A 14745-nucleotide genomic window follows, 5' to 3' on the forward strand; every position below is an offset into this window, starting at 1 on the left:
TATTCGGAAAGATACTTCTTGTTAAAGTGTTTAGGTCTACCTACAGATGAGGATGATCCAGACGCAAAAGAAACCAACTCGTATGAGAAGAAGTCATCTCCTCCACCAGCACAGACTAAAAACAATGGATCAGGCGAGAAACTGGCAAGCGAGAAGCAACTCAAATATATCTACACTCTTGTAGAGGAAAAGAACTACACCAAAGGAATCAAGGCATACATCAAGAACAACTACAACAAAGATTCATCTAAGGATTTGACAGCTACAGAAGCAAGCGAGCTTATAAAACTATTGCAGGATATGCAAGCATAACAAGAGGGGAGCAATCCCTCTCAGGAGGTGAGAGAGTGGCAAGACCGCAGAAGTCAGGGCTAGATTATTTTTCACTAGATGTTGTTATGAGTGATGAAGTAGAAATCATAGAGGCGGAATATGGACTTGAGGGATTCGCAATATTGATCAAGCTATATCAAAAAATATACTCCGAGGGTTATTACTACCAATGGGGTGACAAAGAACAGATACTATTCAGCAACAGGGTTTCTGTCGACAGAAACCTACTAATAACTATTGTTGATAATTGTGTTAAATGGGGCCTATTTGATGAAAAACTCTATAAAACTTATAACATACTAACATCTAGGAGAATCCAGAATCAATATTTTACCGCAACTTACAAAAGAACAGGGCTAGAGGTAATTCAAGAGTATTTATTGATAGACATTTCTGATAGAGATAATGTAACAACAACTAGTGTTTCTGATGACAGAAACTCACCAACAACTGATGTTTCCGTTGATAAAAGTACACAAAGTAAAGAAGAGAAGAGTAAAGAAGAGAAGAGTAATACAGTAGAAGTCCAAAAGGTGATTAAATTGTATCGGGATAAATTGAAACATTTACCACAACCAAGGAAGATTACTGATGAACGGAAGAAACATATAAATGCAAGAATTAATGAGTACGGGATAGATGAAGTTGTTAGCGGAATTGATAAAGCAAGTAGGATGAAATTCCTTGCAGGTGACAATAAGAGAGGGTGGAAAGCAGATATTGATTGGATATTCCAACCAACTAATTTCGCAAAGATACTTGAAGAAAAATACGCAAGTGAACCACCACAGAAAAAACCATTGCCAGACGATGATAACTACTTCCTGAATAGGGGTTGATGTAAATGGAACATGAACAACTACACAAGATTAAACCTTACCTGGGACAATTCAGGGAAAAGGGAAGCGAGATACAAGCTTTATACTGTCCATTCTGTAATGGTGGCAGACATAAGGACAAATACACATTCGGGATCAATAAGTTAACAGGAGCATACAACTGTCTGAGGGGAAGTTGTGGAGAAGTTGGAAATCTCCACACATTAGGAAAATATTTAGGGGTGGACATTGTGGAATCAAAGGAAACATATTTCAGGGAATATCGGAAACCTAAGAAAATATATAAAAAGCCAGAGGTTAAGGCAAAGGACATTTCAAAACAGAATATTGAATACTTCCAGACAAGGTTGATTTCAGTTGAAACCCTTATCAAAAACAAGATAACAACAGACAAGAACAACAATATCATGTTCAACTATTACCTCGATGGTGAGATTATTTTTATCAAGTACAAGATACCGAGGAAACCTAATATAAACAAGGATGGCAAGAAGGAAAGGAAAACATGGAGAGAGGCAGACACAAGGCCAATACTTTATGGGATGGATGATTGCGACCCATCAAAACCATTGGTGATCATTGAGGGTGAGCCTGACAAGTTGGTACTTGATGAGTGTGGAGTTGAAAACGCAGTATCAATCCCAAGTGGCACAGAGGACTTCACATGGCTTGATGAATGCTGGGACTGGATGGAACAATTCGATGAGTTGATAATTTGGGGAGATAATGACGCAGCAGGGAAAGGGTTCCAACAGGAAGCCATAGCAAGGCTTGATGATTGGAAGTTGAAGATAGTCAAGTGCGAATATAAGGATGCCAATGTATTACTCTATGAGGTAGCCAAAAGAAAAGGCATTGAAGAGGCAAAAGAAGAGGTCAGAAATCACATAAAGAATGCTACTCCAATAAAAAAGGACTACATTACCAACCTTGCAAATGTAAAGCGTAAGGACTACCGACAAATAAAAGCCATTACAACAGGCTACCAGGAATTAGATAGTTTAATAGGCGGTATGTATGGAGGTCAACTTGTAATCTGGACAGGGTACAACGGTTCAGGCAAGTCAACAATATTATCCAACATCATACTCAATGGAATAGAGGCAGGACATAGGACATTTGTATATTCAGGAGAACTACCCAAGGAAGATTTCAAGGAGTGGATGGATTTACAGCTTTCAGGGTCCAAATATCTGACTTCCTATGATTGCCCAGTAAAAAAACAGAATATACCTATACCTGATTCAAAATACTATAACTACCTGGATGCATTCTATCAGGACATGATTTACCTGTTTGACACCGAGGATTATGCAACAGACAACAACATCATATCAGCTATGGAGTATATGGCAAAGAGAGAAGGAATCAATGTATTTGTAGTTGACAATATGCTAACCATGAACATCACAGGACAAGGTGACAATAACGAGAAACAGGCAAAGTTGATAATCAAATTAAAAGCATTTGCCAGAAGATTCAACGCAGTGGTGCATCTAGTGGCACACCCAAGAAAGCCAGCATTAGGACAGAAAAGGGTTGACAAGTATTCAGTATCAGGTACAGCCAATATAACAGACCTTGCAGATAGGGTTATAGGCTTTCACAGACTTACAGCAGAAGAGAAACAGACACCAGAATACATGGGATATAACAATGTGATGATAATATTCAAGGATAGAAAATACGGAATATTCGACCAGGAAATATTATTCAAATTCGACTTCTTTAGTAAGAGGTATTACACCAATGACCTTGAGAGGAACAAGAAATATTCATGGGTCAAGCAGATGAGCAAAGACGAGGGAATCCCGGAAGGATTCCAGATAACCACAAGTGAGGATTGCCCATTCTAGGAGGGATGAAATGACAGTTGCAGAGGCTAAAAGAGAATATAACAACCAACTTGAAAGATATTACAAGGCAGAAAACTTTTTCAACAGTGACATCCCACAGGAGGAAAAGGAGAAATTCCTTCCAGACTTCCAAAAGTTGTTAAAAGGGTTAAGCCAGTTGCTAAGAAAAATAGGAGTATACACACACAAAGAGGTAATGGAGGGATTCGATGAATGATAAAGATATGATGCTTGAATCAGTTGACATTATAAGGACGGTATCAGACCACCAGACAGGATTTAGAAAGATATTAGGGGTATTGCTCAACAGGGTTTCGTATCTCTATTACAAGCTAATATAGGAGGCCACTCAATGAACATAAAGGCAGAATTATACAACGATCACTTCCAGAATTTTAAGCGTTACAACATACCAAGGGCACAGTTAGTAATTGCAGACATACCCTATAATCTAGGGAAAAACGCATATGCCAGCAGTACAGAATGGTACATTGACGGAGACAACAAGAATGGTGAAAGCAACAAGGCAGGAAAGCAATTTTTCAACACTGATTCAAACTTCAACATAGCTGAATATATGCACTTTTGCAACAAGCTATTGATAAGAGAGCCAAAGGAGAGGGGAAAAGCACCAGCAATGATTGTCTTTTGTGCTTTTGAGCAAATGCAGATGGTTATTGATTATGGTAAAAAATACGGATTTGAGAACTCCTACCCATTGTTTTTTATCAAGAACTATTCATCCCAGGTACTAAAAGCAAATATGAGGATAGTCGGAGCAACAGAACATGCAGTTGTTTTATACAGAGATAAGCTACCCAAGTTTAATAATAACGGGAAAATGATATTCAACTGGATGGAGTGGGCCAAAGATAACGATACGCCAAAGATACACCCAACACAAAAACCAATTCCAGTATTAAAAAAGCTGATAGGGATATTCACTGACGAAGGGGATGTTGTTATTGATCCAGTGGCAGGAAGTGGAACAACCATAAAGGCTGCTGCTGAAATGAACAGAAACGCTTATGGATTCGAGATTGACAAGAAGTTTTATAAATTGGCACAAGAAAAAATGATTAGTAGTATTCAAATGAGATTTTTATTCGGACAAGAAAGCATAGGTTAGGAGGTGCTTATGAAGATACATCCATTCAGAATAATATCATTATGGCTACTTACAATCCTGATAACGATACAAGTGACATTGATTGTTGAAGGTGACAAGGTGGATGAAGTCATAGAGGTAGTGGAAGTTGAATATATCGTATTGACACAGGAAGAATACGAAGAGGAGTACAACATCCAGGAAGTCATAGAGATGGAATCCATCGGTGAATTTAATGTATCAGCCTATTGTCCATGTGAGTTATGTTGTGGCCCTTATGCAGATGGCATCACCTCAAGCGGTGAGAGAGCCACAGAGGGCATTACAATAGCAGCAGACCCAAATGTATTACCAGAGGGGACAAAAGTCTATATAGAGGGAATAGGTACAAGGATAGTCCAGGATACAGGCGGAGCAATCAAGGGAAACAAGCTAGATGTTTTCTTTTCACAACATTCTGATGCCCTAGCTTTCGGGAGACAAAACTTAGAGGTGTTTATATATGAATAAATATTATAGAAAATATATCGAGAGAAAATGCAAACAATGCGGTGAAAACTATTTGATAAGAGAAGACATTAAGGCAAGTAAATATTGTTCAAGGCAATGTGCTGGATTAAGTAGATCCAAGAAACCTATTACATGTGTTCAGTGTGGAATTGAATTTATACCTAGAAGAAAGACAACTAAATTTTGTTCAACAGGGTGTGCAGCGAAGAATAGAACAAATCCAAAAACAAAAACACTCTTGAATACAAACATAATAATCAGTTGCGATCAATGCGGTATAAAATTTAAGCGTTATTTTAACAAATTAAAAGAAAACAATTTCTGCTCAGTAAAATGTAATGGAGATTGGATGTCGGAAAATAAGATAGGGCAGAATGCCTTCCGCTGGAAAGGCGGGGTATACCACCAAAACAATAAATATATCCATTTAAAACAAGAAGATGGAACATATAAACAAGAGCACAGAATAATTATGGAAAAATATCTAGGCAGAGAATTAGATAGCGATGAAATAGTACACCACATTGACGGTGATGGTAAAAACAACAAACTAGAGAATTTAAAATTAATGAATAGAGAGAGCCACGCAAGGTTGCACACTACAGAAAGGTGGGAGCAAGGAATCTTTTATGGAGATTAAATTTCGGTAGGCAATATTTAGAGGTATTCAAGGAGGTGGATTGATGGCTGAAAAAATATTGTCACAAGAATATATTGACAAAACATACACCGTAAATAGACACCTGGCAATGACTAACAACTACTATAAGGTAAGGTACGAAGCTTACAGGGAGGCCCTAAGAGAGGTGATTGATGTTTCTCCTGACCCATTTGCAACAAGGATTGCAGAAGATGCCTTGAAACTGGAAAAGCAGAAGTCGGAAGATGCACCTTGTGAGACTTGCTTGACTGTTACGATTGAAAATGAATATGTTTACTGTCCTATGTGTGGAAGAGCCAGGAGGTGACAGATGCAGGACTTAATCCAAGAGATGAACAAAATCAGACAGGAGCTTAATCAAGCAATACACATACTAAAGAAGAGAGGACAAGACAAAGCCAAGGCAGAGCATGACTACAGGGTTGCACTGGCAAAGGAGATACTCATACAACGAGATGCAGGGCAGCCAGTGACAATCATAAGCGACATATGCAGGGGTGACAAGGCAATAGCAAAGTTAAAGCTTGAAAGGGACATTGCCAACACATTATATGAGACAGCACTTGAGAAGATACGCATTAGCAAGATGGAGCTTAATATTTTGGATAATCAGCTTAGGAGTGAGTGGAAGTCACCAGATTAGAAAAAGGAGTTGGTAATTAGTGGAACATAAATTTGTTTGTCCTAGATGCAATACAAGAATTATGTATCTTGAAAAACAATGTCATTTCTGTGACAATGACATACCTGAAAGAATGTGGAAAAACTTTATAGAAAGGTTGTTTAATTTACCGGATAATTTATTGGAACAAGAACCATATAATACGGAATGGCAAGTTTACTATAATATTTGGCAAAAAATGAAAGGAGATGGTAATTAGTGGACGTATCAAGATTCTATTATGTATTAGCTGAAAAGGACCAATCATTCAATAGCTTTATGAAATTCCAGAGGTTCATGTTTGACAATTACAAATTGATCAACACCATCAAAGAGGAATCCGACAGAGAAGCATTTGAACACCATTTCCACAAGATTCCAGAATACACATTTAATATATTCTCAAAATTGGAGTATAGCCTACTCAATAGTATAGCAACAGCAGACCTTGCAATATCAAATATTGGAAAGAGGTTACAAGAGTACAAGGAGGGTGAAGATGAACGATAAAGACAAAAGACACTCCGGCATTAACGCATATGGAAGCGATCGAGGAAGCCAAAAAGGTACTAGGTGAGGAGGGATAGCGGTGGAAGATCGCAATGGTTTAATAGAATTGGTAGACGAAGAAAAGGCGAAAGAAATAGGAGAGGCGCTGATTCCGATATTTGAAAAGTATTTACCAATATTTAAGAAACTGATAGAAGATTTTGAAGAATATAAAGGAGGAATAATCAATGAATCTAACAATTATTAGTGGCAGGACTACCAAGGATATTGAACTGAAATACTTACCCAATGGTGGCACAGCAGTTGCCAATTTTACACTGGCAGTTGATCGTGACTACTCCAAGGAGAAAAAAGCTGAAATGGAATCACAGAATAAGCCAACAGTTGACTTTATCAATGTAGTTGCATTCGGTAAGACAGCTGAATTTGTGGCAAATTACCTGCAAAAGGGCAAAAGGGTAGCGGTGCAGGGCAGGATTGAGACAGGGAGCTACACCAACAAAGATGGTCACAAGGTCTACACTACAACGATAAATGCCAACAATGTTGAGATTATAGACTGGCCAGACAAACAAGAAGTGCCAGAAGGATTCACACCAGCCGATAATCAGGATGTACCATTTTAAGGAGGGGGTAAGTTGAATTTATGGATAGTGGCAATTTACAGGGATAATGGCGATGAAAACGAATTTTATTTTGAAACATTGCCAACCAAACAACACGCAGTTGAATTATATGAGGAATTAAAGTCAGATATAAAAGAACAGTGCGATGACATAGGATTCACAGGTGATGAAGGTGTTTATATTGCAAAGGTCACAAATGCATTATTGGCAGTAACAGAGACAGATGAAGAAGAAACATCATTTCATTTTAAATGGGAGGAATTTAAAGAAGAACACAACGGATTCTATTTAACTAAAGATGCTTATATGAGGCTGATGAAATCCAGGGGGACAATGAAATGCGACTATTGCAAAGGCATTGATGAAAGTACAAAGAAAAGCCCAAGAAGAAAATACAAATTTTGTCCAATGTGTGGGAGGTTGAGAGATGAATAAATTAGATAAACTTATTAAATGGCAATTTGAAAGTCACATCAATATGACTAACGAACACGCATTAATGGAAGTGTCAACATACAAAAACATCCCGATAAGAAGGGAAACACATACTAAATATAGAAATGGCAACCCAGGGAAAAGTGAGGTTATATATTGGACTCCCGAAAATCCAAAAAATTATAACACACTTGAGGAATTATTAAGATATATAAACATGCGAGGCGATAGAAATGAGTGTAGATAAAGAGTATGGCAAATATTATATCGAATGCGACACTTGCGGGAATTACATCCCAGGATTCAAAGATTTTCAAGATGCTTTAGACTACATGAAACAATCAAAATGGACCACTAAAAAAGTAATGGGAGAGTGGGAACATTATTGTGTAGAATGCAATGGGACAATCAAATATGAATAAAAAAATAGTAGCAGCAGTATTAGAACGAAGCCAGGGATATTGTGAGGTATGCGGTAGAGCAGGAGTAGAATTACATCATATCCTTGGAGGCAATGGTAGGAGAAGACAACAGGAGCGCACAGAAACGGTTATAGCCTTGTGTTATCACTGTCACAGAGGTAATCATGGGGTGCATGGTAAAAATGGCTTAGAACTCAATCTAAGGCTTAAAAGAGGGTTACAAGATCATTACTACAAGCAAGGGATGGGTGAGGACAAGGTGAGAGAGTTGATGGGAGGGAAATTATATTGATAAATAAGCTAAAGAGATTACTAAGACCTACAATGCGGATAAAGCACGAAGGACAAGGACCGACATACGCAAACGAGAATGCTGCAGGGTTGGACATAAGGGCGGCAAATGAAAATCCTATAATGATTCAGCCTGGAGAGTGGGCCGACATACCGACAGAGTTAGCAGTGGAGATTCCAGAGGGGTACTTTGGGATGGTGGTCCCAAGGTCAGGCTTAGGATTCAAGTACAGATTAACATTGATAAATGATGTTGGTATCATAGACAGTGATTACAGGGGAAATATAGGCATCAGGCTTTTAAATGAGGGTACAGAGCCTTACATGGTATTAGGCGGTGAAAGGGTGGCACAGATGATTATAACACCTTACACGCAGGTTAGGCTTGTTAGAGTGGCAAGTCTGACAGACAGTGAGAGAGGGAGCAAGGGATTCGGTTCAACAGGGAGGGTGTAAATGAAGATAATCATACCAGGTGAGATGCCGGGAATGAACGAAATTATAGATGCAGCTAAAAAGGGGAGAAAAGGTTATCAACCTTATGCAGTAATGAAAAAGGAAAATACTAATATTGTCACTTGGGTAGCAAAGAAGGTTCCTAAAAAGAAAAGGGTGCATCTTGATATAACTTGGATAGCTAAGGATAAAAGAAGGGACCCAGACAACATTGCTGCAGCAGTTAAATTTATATGGGATGGATTGGTTGAAGCAGGTGTAATAAAAAATGATGGATGGAATGAAAATGCAGGTTGGAGCAATACATTTAAAGTTGATAAGAAGAATCCGAGGATAGAGGTAAATATTCAGGAGGTGGATTGATGAAAAAGAGAAAATGGACAGAAGAAGAAGTTGATTATCTTCTTGCCAATTATAGAAAAATGACATATGAGAAAATTGGACTAAACCTTGATAGGACCAAAAGCTCAGTAGACATAAAGATTCAGAGCCTAAAGAAGAAAGACCCTGATTTTTTACCAAAACACAAACAGACTAAGAGGCAATGGCAAGACTCAGAGGTCGAGTTTATAAAATTAAACCTGGGTAAACTTACAAATGCGGAAATTTCATTGAGGTTAAAAAGGACCCACGCTTCAGTGCAAACCAAGATTGTTTACTTGAGGAATACTTACCCTGAATTAAAAGAGATTGAGAGGCCCAGGGATATCCCGGTCAAAAAAGAAATAGTGACAGGGGAAATTGCTGACATGGGCATTTGCCCACATTGCAAAAGCAAACGGATAAACGAAGTTGAAAATGTGATAGATGGTGCTAGGTTTTATTGCATAAACTGCTTGAGTGAGTTTAGCCGCTATGGGAACCCGGTTAAGCCAATATTATAGGGAGGGATTCTGTGACAGTTTTATTAATAGAATTTGATAATTTTAGGGATAAAATAAGAATCACCAAGGAATATTTTCGTCAGGGCAAAATAGAGATATTGGAGAATCGCTATATATACATTGAAATGGTAGGTGCATATGAATAAAGAGAGACTGAAAGAATATAAATGGATTATGGAAAATATTCAGGAGTTAGAGGATAGGCTTTTAGAATTAGACACTACACTTCAAAAGATAACATCATCAATGGGAGATGACAGGGTACAGACAACACCTGATCCTGACAAGTGGACTGACCTACTACATCAGAAAATGCAAGTACAAAAGAAAATCAACAAGGAGCTTGAGAAAGCCTACAAGGAAATGGGATATATCGAGGATGCAATATCTAAGCTACCAGAGAGAGAAAAAAGACTTATGAGGTTAAGATACATAAAGGGCCTTACATGGGAGGAAGTGGCGGTTGAGATGGGCCAAACATGGCAACATATGCACAGAATCCATGCTAAATGTTTAGAAAGTTTATAAATAATCAGAAAACTTTACAAATGTGATAGAATGCGACTATTTACATGTGTTATAGTGTAGTCAGTAGAAATATAAACAAACAAAGGTTCATCTTTATATACCTCCTTTCTAGGGAGCTTGTCACTGGGGCAGGCTCCTTTAGTATGTCCAAAATATGAACTGGTAAGAAATACTTACGAGTTGGAAGGTGGAGATTCTATCAGAACAGACCATCTGAAAGTCAAGAAGATAAGAAGGGGTTACATAGTGGTAAACACGCACACAGGACAGCACACGCACATGAGAAGTCAATATGGGTGCTATTGTGTCATTAAATTTATTCAGGAGGGCATTGAGCCGATTAACAGCTATCTCAAGGAATCAGTGAGAAGGCTAACAATGGATAAGAGGGAGTATAAAGACAGGTATATCAACATACAGAAAGGGGCGGTGAAGTGAATGAAGAATACATAATTCTAGAATGTAACAAATGTAAATTATCATTTATCATCCCAGCAGATGGAATCAGAAAGGCTGAGGTCATGGGTAATTACTTTGCTTGTCCCTTATGTCATGGTGGAGTTAGTAAGGTTGGAGCATACGAGGATTTAAGGGAATGCATGGAGAAAGTCAATACATATGAGAGGGTCAATGGTAGGGTGAGGCAGACAAGATATAAGTAGGAGGTGAGCATTGTGAATGATAAGCAATTAAATAAGCTGCAAGGGATTAGTTTCTATAACAATGCTTGCTTTAAGTCAAACAATTACAGATTGCTAGATGATCCAATTAGCAACATAATTGACAGCATCGCGGTATTGTTAGGAGACTACAATATCTATAGAAAAAAAGCAGCTGTACTATTGTTGAAATCATTATTGAGGGAGGAATTTTTAAAATACCTACTAAGCGACAATGATTTATTTGTGGTGGATAGGAATGATTACAGGGTAAGGCAATGGAGAAAAAATGTATTGTCCAGGGGTGTGTGTGAAATATGTGGTAAGACCGAGAATTTAGAGGCTCATCACATAGTAAAATGGGCGGATTATCCTAAAGGCAGAGTTGATTTAAACAATGGTCAATGCTTGTGTTCGGATTGCCATATAAATGAGCATGCGCACGATAATGTTGTTCATATGATGAGGGGGATGAAGAAATGGAAAAACTAACCCTCAAGCAAGAAAAATTTGTACAAGAGTTAATAAGTGGAAAATCACAGAGGGAGGCTTACAGAATAGCTTACCCTTCAAGCAAAAAATGGAAAGACGAGAATGTTGATAGTCAAGCAAGTAATATGTTAAAAATACCCAAGGTTTTCACAAGGTATCAAGCACTACAAAGTAGGTTAAAAAAAGAAGCAGAAGATGAGGGTATAGTCAGTGGAAAGAGGGTCCTTAAAGAGCTTGCAAAGATAGGATTTGCAGACATAGGAAACTATCTTGAGTACAGACCTGAAAAGACTATTGTTGACTATGATGAAGATGGAAAGCCAATCATAGGCTATCAAACAATCATCGAGGTACTTGAGAGCAAGGGAGTAGATACAAGCGCAATACAAGAAGTATCTATCACTGACAAGGGTACATTCAAGTTTAAGCTATACGATAAGCAGAGAGCTCTTGAACTCATAGGCAAAAATATAGGGATGTTTACTGACAAGGTAGAGCACAGCGGAAGGATAGAGGGCTGTAATCCATTCGAGGGACTGACAACAGCAGAGCTTAAGAAGTTGATCCAGAAATGATGGATATAGATACAATCAAAAAAGGTGCAAGGATGGAACTCGCAAGACGTGAGTTTTTTTATTTTTGCAATCTATTAGCTGATGACTTCTACCTTGAAGATAGAGAATACCTAGTCAATACTTGCAACGAGCTTCAAGACTTCCTTGATTCAGACGATGATGTAATGATTCTTAATGCCCCTCCCAGACATGGCAAGAGTAGAACTGCAGTTATGCTTTCCCAATGGATTCTAGGCAGGGACAAGACAAAGAAGATCATGACAGGGTCCTATAATGAAACACTATCCACCAATTTTTCAAAGAATGTCAGAAATGGCATCCAGGAGGAAAAGGCGGACGAGGACAGGATTGTCTACACCGACATATTCCCAGGGGTGAGAATCAAGCGTGGGGATGGCGCTATGAATCTGTGGAGCCTTGAGGGTGGATATAACAACTATCTCGCAACATCACCAACAGGAACAGCGACAGGCTTTGGTGCTGATGTAATTATCATTGACGACCTTATAAAGTTATCAAGTGAGGCATACAATGCGAATGTCCTCAACAACCACTGGACATGGTTTACCGATACAATGCTTTCAAGACTTGAGGAAGGCGGAAAGATAATAATCATCATGACAAGATGGTCCACTAAGGATTTAGCAGGTAGGGCGCTTGAATGGTGCAAGGCTGAGAAAAAGAAATACAGGCACGTAAGCCTTAAGGCACATTTAGGAGAGGGCAGAATGCTATGTCCTGAGGTGCTAAGCTATAAAGGTTACAGGTCAAAAGCTTCAGCAATGAGCCCTGAGATTGTAAGGGCAAACTATGACCAGGAGCCAGTGGATATACGAGGCAAGCTATACAGTAGCTTTAAGACATATAAGGACATACCAAAAGACGAGGAAGGGAATCCTCTATTTGAGGGGATTTATTCATATACAGATACAGCAGACGAGGGAAGCGACTTCCTTTGTACGATTGTGTTTGGAGTATATAACATGGAAGCCTATATCATTGACATATACTACACGCAAAAGCCGATGGAGGAAACAGAGGTCGAGGTCGCTAAGAGGCTTTATGAGCATGAGGTTAACATCGCTTATGTCGAGTCAAACAATGGCGGTCGAGGATTTGCAAGACAGGTTGAAAGCCATCTATTGAACAAGTACAAGACCAACAAGACAAAGGTGATATGGTTCCACCAGTCGCAGAACAAGAAGGCAAGGATATTATCCAATGCCAGCTGGGTTATGGAACACATATACTACCCTGTTAATTGGATTGACAGATGGCCAGAGTATTTCAAGGCTATGAACGAGTACCAGAAAGAGGGCAAGAATCCACACGATGATGCTCCGGATGCTACAACGGGGGTATGTGAGGTTGTCTTAAATAAGATTAGTATCAGGAAACGCAGCTATTCAGGGAAGGGGGCAAGGAGTTAATGGACTATAACGAGCTATTAAAGGCAGAGCTTGAAGGGGTGTATGGCGACCAGCTTCAAAGGGTAAGTGAGATTAACAGGATGTATGCCATATACTCAGGTGGCCAGAAGTGGAGCGTATTAAGTGATTTGGACTATGTCCCCACTCAGAAGGTGACAAACTACATCAAGAAGATTGTAAACACTAGGGCAAGGTTCATGTTTGGCAAGGAGCCATACTTTGACATAAGGAGCATATACGAGGATGAGAAGGGATCAACTACCTATCAGGATCAGGCACAGGAGAAGGAGGACCTTCTACACAAAATACTTGATGATAACAAATTCCATGCAAAGCTTCTAAAGGCAAGGAAGGATTGTTCAATAGGTGGCAAGGTCGCAATAAAGCTTTGGGGACACAAGGAACAGGGTGTCAGGATTATATTCTCGCCGGCACAGGAGTTTTTCCCACAATATAACATTGACGATGTGGACCAGCTGGAAAAGGTGGTCTTTCTTTATGCCATGAATAATGAGCAGGAGGCAGAGAATCAACGTATAAAGAAGCAGGTGTGGGAATTGGTCACAAGTGAGGCAGGAAAGAGCAGATGCATCCTAAACGAGAGTACCCACAATGGCAAGGGTGAGACGCTGAGCGTTGAATATCAGGACTATAATACTGAACTTGATTTCATCCCGGTTATTATCATACAAAACGGAGGACTTACAGGGGAGACAGAGGGAGTATCTGATGTTGCTGAGTTGTGGCCCAATCAGGATGCATACAACAAGCTTACAAGCGATGACATAGACGCTTTAAAGTTTCAAATGTTTGGCCAGGATGTAGTGACTGATGCAGACGAGCAGAGCCTTAAGGATATAAAGATTGCACCAGGGGCCATGATAGACCTACAGACCGATGTGAGACAAGGGTCAGAGGGCAGACAGGCAAGGATGGAGAGGCTTGAATCTGGATTCTCCTACAAAGCCAAATTTGAGGACACAATCGGCAGGATTAAGAATGATATGTATGACCTGATGGATGTACCCAATGTGTCCCTTGAGGAGCTTAAGGGCGTAATACAATCAGGCAAGAGTATGAAGGCCCTATATTGGGGACTTAAGGCAGTTTGTGAAGAGGACTTCTCAGAGTGGGGACCTGCACTGAGACAGATGGTTGAATATATCTTCAAGATGGTTGATGCCTATAACGTATATGGAGCAAGACAGATTGCAGGCTATGAGACTACAACAAACATAGAACTTACATTCCCACTGCAAGAGGATGAGGATATAGAGAAGGGCATTGATATGCAGGAGGTAGTCGCTGAGGTCAGAAGCAGGTCAAGCTATATGAAGAAGTGGGGCGGAGATATTGATATTGATACCGAACTTGAGCAGATTCAGAGAGAAAAGGCCATGCTTCAGGATTCATATACCCAGGATTTAAACCTTGATATTGGAGAAGGTATTGTCCCATTGGAAGAGTAG

The 14745-nt window shown here is 39.3% G+C and carries 26 protein-coding genes; all 26 read left to right on the forward strand.

Translation table 11 applies throughout. The features are described from left to right. Positions 1 to 312: ERF family protein (locus tag ACKVDP_RS11755; RefSeq protein ID WP_409229065.1), on the forward strand; the 312-nt coding region annotated here is incomplete at its 5' end. A gap of 35 nt (positions 313 to 347) precedes the next feature. After that, entirely contained in the window at positions 348 to 1172 is an 825-nt protein-coding gene (locus tag ACKVDP_RS11760) for a DUF4373 domain-containing protein (RefSeq protein ID WP_409229066.1), read from the forward strand. A 5-nt stretch (positions 1173 to 1177) separates the two neighbouring features. Continuing rightward, positions 1178 to 3028: a DnaB-like helicase C-terminal domain-containing protein gene (locus ACKVDP_RS11765; RefSeq protein ID WP_409229067.1), complete on the forward strand. Its 1851-nt coding sequence runs from the start codon at positions 1178 to 1180 to the stop codon at positions 3026 to 3028. Between the two features lie 10 nt (positions 3029 to 3038). Further along, positions 3039 to 3245, forward strand: a complete 207-nt coding sequence (locus tag ACKVDP_RS11770) for a hypothetical protein (RefSeq protein WP_409229068.1) — start codon at positions 3039 to 3041, stop codon at positions 3243 to 3245. Continuing rightward, positions 3238 to 3369, forward strand: coding sequence for a hypothetical protein (locus ACKVDP_RS11775; protein ID WP_409229069.1), 132 nt, complete (start codon positions 3238 to 3240; stop codon positions 3367 to 3369). Before ACKVDP_RS11770 ends, ACKVDP_RS11775 begins: the two co-directional genes overlap by 8 nt. An 11-nt stretch (positions 3370 to 3380) precedes the next feature. After that, entirely contained in the window at positions 3381 to 4157 is a 777-nt protein-coding gene (locus ACKVDP_RS11780; protein WP_409229070.1) for a DNA-methyltransferase, read from the forward strand. Positions 4158 to 4166: 9 nt separating this feature from the next. Next, positions 4167 to 4646, forward strand: coding sequence for a 3D domain-containing protein (locus ACKVDP_RS11785; RefSeq protein WP_409229071.1), 480 nt, complete (start codon positions 4167 to 4169; stop codon positions 4644 to 4646). Further along, complete coding sequence (locus tag ACKVDP_RS11790) at positions 4639 to 5286, forward strand: HNH endonuclease signature motif containing protein (protein ID WP_409229072.1); 648 nt, start codon at positions 4639 to 4641, stop codon at positions 5284 to 5286. The genes ACKVDP_RS11785 and ACKVDP_RS11790 overlap by 8 nt, the downstream gene beginning before the upstream one ends. 43 nt (positions 5287 to 5329) lie before the next feature. Next, positions 5330 to 5614, forward strand: coding sequence for a hypothetical protein (locus ACKVDP_RS11795; protein WP_409229073.1), 285 nt, complete (start codon positions 5330 to 5332; stop codon positions 5612 to 5614). Positions 5615 to 5617: 3 nt separating this feature from the next. Beyond that, positions 5618 to 5950 (forward strand): hypothetical protein, encoded by a 333-nt coding sequence (locus tag ACKVDP_RS11800; protein ID WP_409229074.1) that lies wholly within the window; start codon positions 5618 to 5620, stop codon positions 5948 to 5950. 237 nt (positions 5951 to 6187) lie between these two features. Next, positions 6188 to 6478, forward strand: coding sequence for a hypothetical protein (locus ACKVDP_RS11805; protein WP_409229075.1), 291 nt, complete (start codon positions 6188 to 6190; stop codon positions 6476 to 6478). A gap of 79 nt (positions 6479 to 6557) precedes the next feature. Further along, a complete protein-coding gene (locus ACKVDP_RS11810) occupies positions 6558 to 6725 on the forward strand; it encodes a hypothetical protein (RefSeq protein WP_409229076.1) in 168 nt (55 codons plus the stop codon). Further along, positions 6706 to 7104: a single-stranded DNA-binding protein gene (locus tag ACKVDP_RS11815; protein ID WP_409229077.1), complete on the forward strand. Its 399-nt coding sequence runs from the start codon at positions 6706 to 6708 to the stop codon at positions 7102 to 7104. Before ACKVDP_RS11810 ends, ACKVDP_RS11815 begins: the two co-directional genes overlap by 20 nt. A gap of 12 nt (positions 7105 to 7116) precedes the next feature. Further along, positions 7117 to 7539 (forward strand): hypothetical protein, encoded by a 423-nt coding sequence (locus ACKVDP_RS11820; RefSeq protein WP_409229078.1) that lies wholly within the window; start codon positions 7117 to 7119, stop codon positions 7537 to 7539. Then, the gene (locus ACKVDP_RS11825) at positions 7532 to 7786 is read left to right on the forward strand and encodes a hypothetical protein (RefSeq protein WP_409229079.1); all 255 of its coding nucleotides are present in this window, start codon (positions 7532 to 7534) and stop codon (positions 7784 to 7786) included. The genes ACKVDP_RS11820 and ACKVDP_RS11825 overlap by 8 nt, the downstream gene beginning before the upstream one ends. A 463-nt stretch (positions 7787 to 8249) precedes the next feature. Further along, positions 8250 to 8708: a dUTP diphosphatase gene (dut, locus tag ACKVDP_RS11830; protein ID WP_409229080.1), complete on the forward strand. Its 459-nt coding sequence runs from the start codon at positions 8250 to 8252 to the stop codon at positions 8706 to 8708. Beyond that, positions 8709 to 9071 carry a RusA family crossover junction endodeoxyribonuclease gene (locus tag ACKVDP_RS11835; RefSeq protein ID WP_409229081.1) on the forward strand — a complete coding sequence of 121 codons (363 nt, stop codon included), beginning with the start codon at positions 8709 to 8711 and terminating at the stop codon, positions 9069 to 9071. Next, complete coding sequence (locus ACKVDP_RS11840) at positions 9071 to 9592, forward strand: hypothetical protein (RefSeq protein WP_409229082.1); 522 nt, start codon at positions 9071 to 9073, stop codon at positions 9590 to 9592. Before ACKVDP_RS11835 ends, ACKVDP_RS11840 begins: the two co-directional genes overlap by 1 nt. Positions 9593 to 9603: 11 nt before the next feature. Continuing rightward, positions 9604 to 9738, forward strand: coding sequence for a hypothetical protein (locus ACKVDP_RS11845; protein WP_409229083.1), 135 nt, complete (start codon positions 9604 to 9606; stop codon positions 9736 to 9738). After that, a complete protein-coding gene (locus ACKVDP_RS11850; RefSeq protein ID WP_409229084.1) occupies positions 9731 to 10120 on the forward strand; it encodes a sigma factor-like helix-turn-helix DNA-binding protein in 390 nt (129 codons plus the stop codon). Before ACKVDP_RS11845 ends, ACKVDP_RS11850 begins: the two co-directional genes overlap by 8 nt. A gap of 246 nt (positions 10121 to 10366) precedes the next feature. Then, positions 10367 to 10558, forward strand: coding sequence for a hypothetical protein (locus ACKVDP_RS11855; RefSeq protein ID WP_409229085.1), 192 nt, complete (start codon positions 10367 to 10369; stop codon positions 10556 to 10558). Then, the gene (locus tag ACKVDP_RS11860; RefSeq protein ID WP_409229086.1) at positions 10555 to 10782 is read left to right on the forward strand and encodes a hypothetical protein; all 228 of its coding nucleotides are present in this window, start codon (positions 10555 to 10557) and stop codon (positions 10780 to 10782) included. The genes ACKVDP_RS11855 and ACKVDP_RS11860 overlap by 4 nt, the downstream gene beginning before the upstream one ends. A gap of 12 nt (positions 10783 to 10794) precedes the next feature. Further along, the gene (locus tag ACKVDP_RS11865) at positions 10795 to 11271 is read left to right on the forward strand and encodes an HNH endonuclease (protein WP_409229087.1); all 477 of its coding nucleotides are present in this window, start codon (positions 10795 to 10797) and stop codon (positions 11269 to 11271) included. Next, complete coding sequence (locus ACKVDP_RS11870) at positions 11259 to 11846, forward strand: terminase small subunit (protein ID WP_409229088.1); 588 nt, start codon at positions 11259 to 11261, stop codon at positions 11844 to 11846. The genes ACKVDP_RS11865 and ACKVDP_RS11870 overlap by 13 nt, the downstream gene beginning before the upstream one ends. Next, positions 11843 to 13276 carry a phage terminase large subunit gene (gene terL / locus ACKVDP_RS11875; protein WP_409229089.1) on the forward strand — a complete coding sequence of 478 codons (1434 nt, stop codon included), beginning with the start codon at positions 11843 to 11845 and terminating at the stop codon, positions 13274 to 13276. The genes ACKVDP_RS11870 and terL overlap by 4 nt, the downstream gene beginning before the upstream one ends. After that, positions 13276 to 14745 (forward strand): phage portal protein, encoded by a 1470-nt coding sequence (locus tag ACKVDP_RS11880; protein WP_409229090.1) that lies wholly within the window; start codon positions 13276 to 13278, stop codon positions 14743 to 14745. Before terL ends, ACKVDP_RS11880 begins: the two co-directional genes overlap by 1 nt.

Source organism: Gudongella ferriphila (genome assembly GCF_046224405.1).
Classification (GTDB): Bacteria; Bacillota; Clostridia; order Tissierellales; family Tissierellaceae; genus Gudongella.

What these genes read in the sequence shown, in the direction of transcription:
- ACKVDP_RS11825 (WP_409229079.1), top strand. Translation starts at nt 7,532, where the DNA reads ATGAATAAATTAGATAAACTTATTAAATGGCAATTTGAAAGTCACATC.
- ACKVDP_RS11780 (WP_409229070.1), top strand. Translation starts at nt 3,381, where the DNA reads ATGAACATAAAGGCAGAATTATACAACGATCACTTCCAGAATTTTAAG.
- ACKVDP_RS11870 (WP_409229088.1), top strand. Translation starts at nt 11,259, where the DNA reads ATGGAAAAACTAACCCTCAAGCAAGAAAAATTTGTACAAGAGTTAATA.
- ACKVDP_RS11770 (WP_409229068.1), top strand. Translation starts at nt 3,039, where the DNA reads ATGACAGTTGCAGAGGCTAAAAGAGAATATAACAACCAACTTGAAAGA.
- ACKVDP_RS11880 (WP_409229090.1), top strand. Translation starts at nt 13,276, where the DNA reads ATGGACTATAACGAGCTATTAAAGGCAGAGCTTGAAGGGGTGTATGGC.
- ACKVDP_RS11800 (WP_409229074.1), top strand. Translation starts at nt 5,618, where the DNA reads ATGCAGGACTTAATCCAAGAGATGAACAAAATCAGACAGGAGCTTAAT.
- ACKVDP_RS11840 (WP_409229082.1), top strand. Translation starts at nt 9,071, where the DNA reads ATGAAAAAGAGAAAATGGACAGAAGAAGAAGTTGATTATCTTCTTGCC.
- terL (WP_409229089.1), top strand. Translation starts at nt 11,843, where the DNA reads ATGATGGATATAGATACAATCAAAAAAGGTGCAAGGATGGAACTCGCA.
- ACKVDP_RS11835 (WP_409229081.1), top strand. Translation starts at nt 8,709, where the DNA reads ATGAAGATAATCATACCAGGTGAGATGCCGGGAATGAACGAAATTATA.
- ACKVDP_RS11850 (WP_409229084.1), top strand. Translation starts at nt 9,731, where the DNA reads ATGAATAAAGAGAGACTGAAAGAATATAAATGGATTATGGAAAATATT.
- ACKVDP_RS11785 (WP_409229071.1), top strand. Translation starts at nt 4,167, where the DNA reads ATGAAGATACATCCATTCAGAATAATATCATTATGGCTACTTACAATC.
- ACKVDP_RS11795 (WP_409229073.1), top strand. Translation starts at nt 5,330, where the DNA reads ATGGCTGAAAAAATATTGTCACAAGAATATATTGACAAAACATACACC.
- ACKVDP_RS11815 (WP_409229077.1), top strand. Translation starts at nt 6,706, where the DNA reads ATGAATCTAACAATTATTAGTGGCAGGACTACCAAGGATATTGAACTG.
- ACKVDP_RS11775 (WP_409229069.1), top strand. Translation starts at nt 3,238, where the DNA reads ATGAATGATAAAGATATGATGCTTGAATCAGTTGACATTATAAGGACG.
- ACKVDP_RS11765 (WP_409229067.1), top strand. Translation starts at nt 1,178, where the DNA reads ATGGAACATGAACAACTACACAAGATTAAACCTTACCTGGGACAATTC.
- ACKVDP_RS11790 (WP_409229072.1), top strand. Translation starts at nt 4,639, where the DNA reads ATGAATAAATATTATAGAAAATATATCGAGAGAAAATGCAAACAATGC.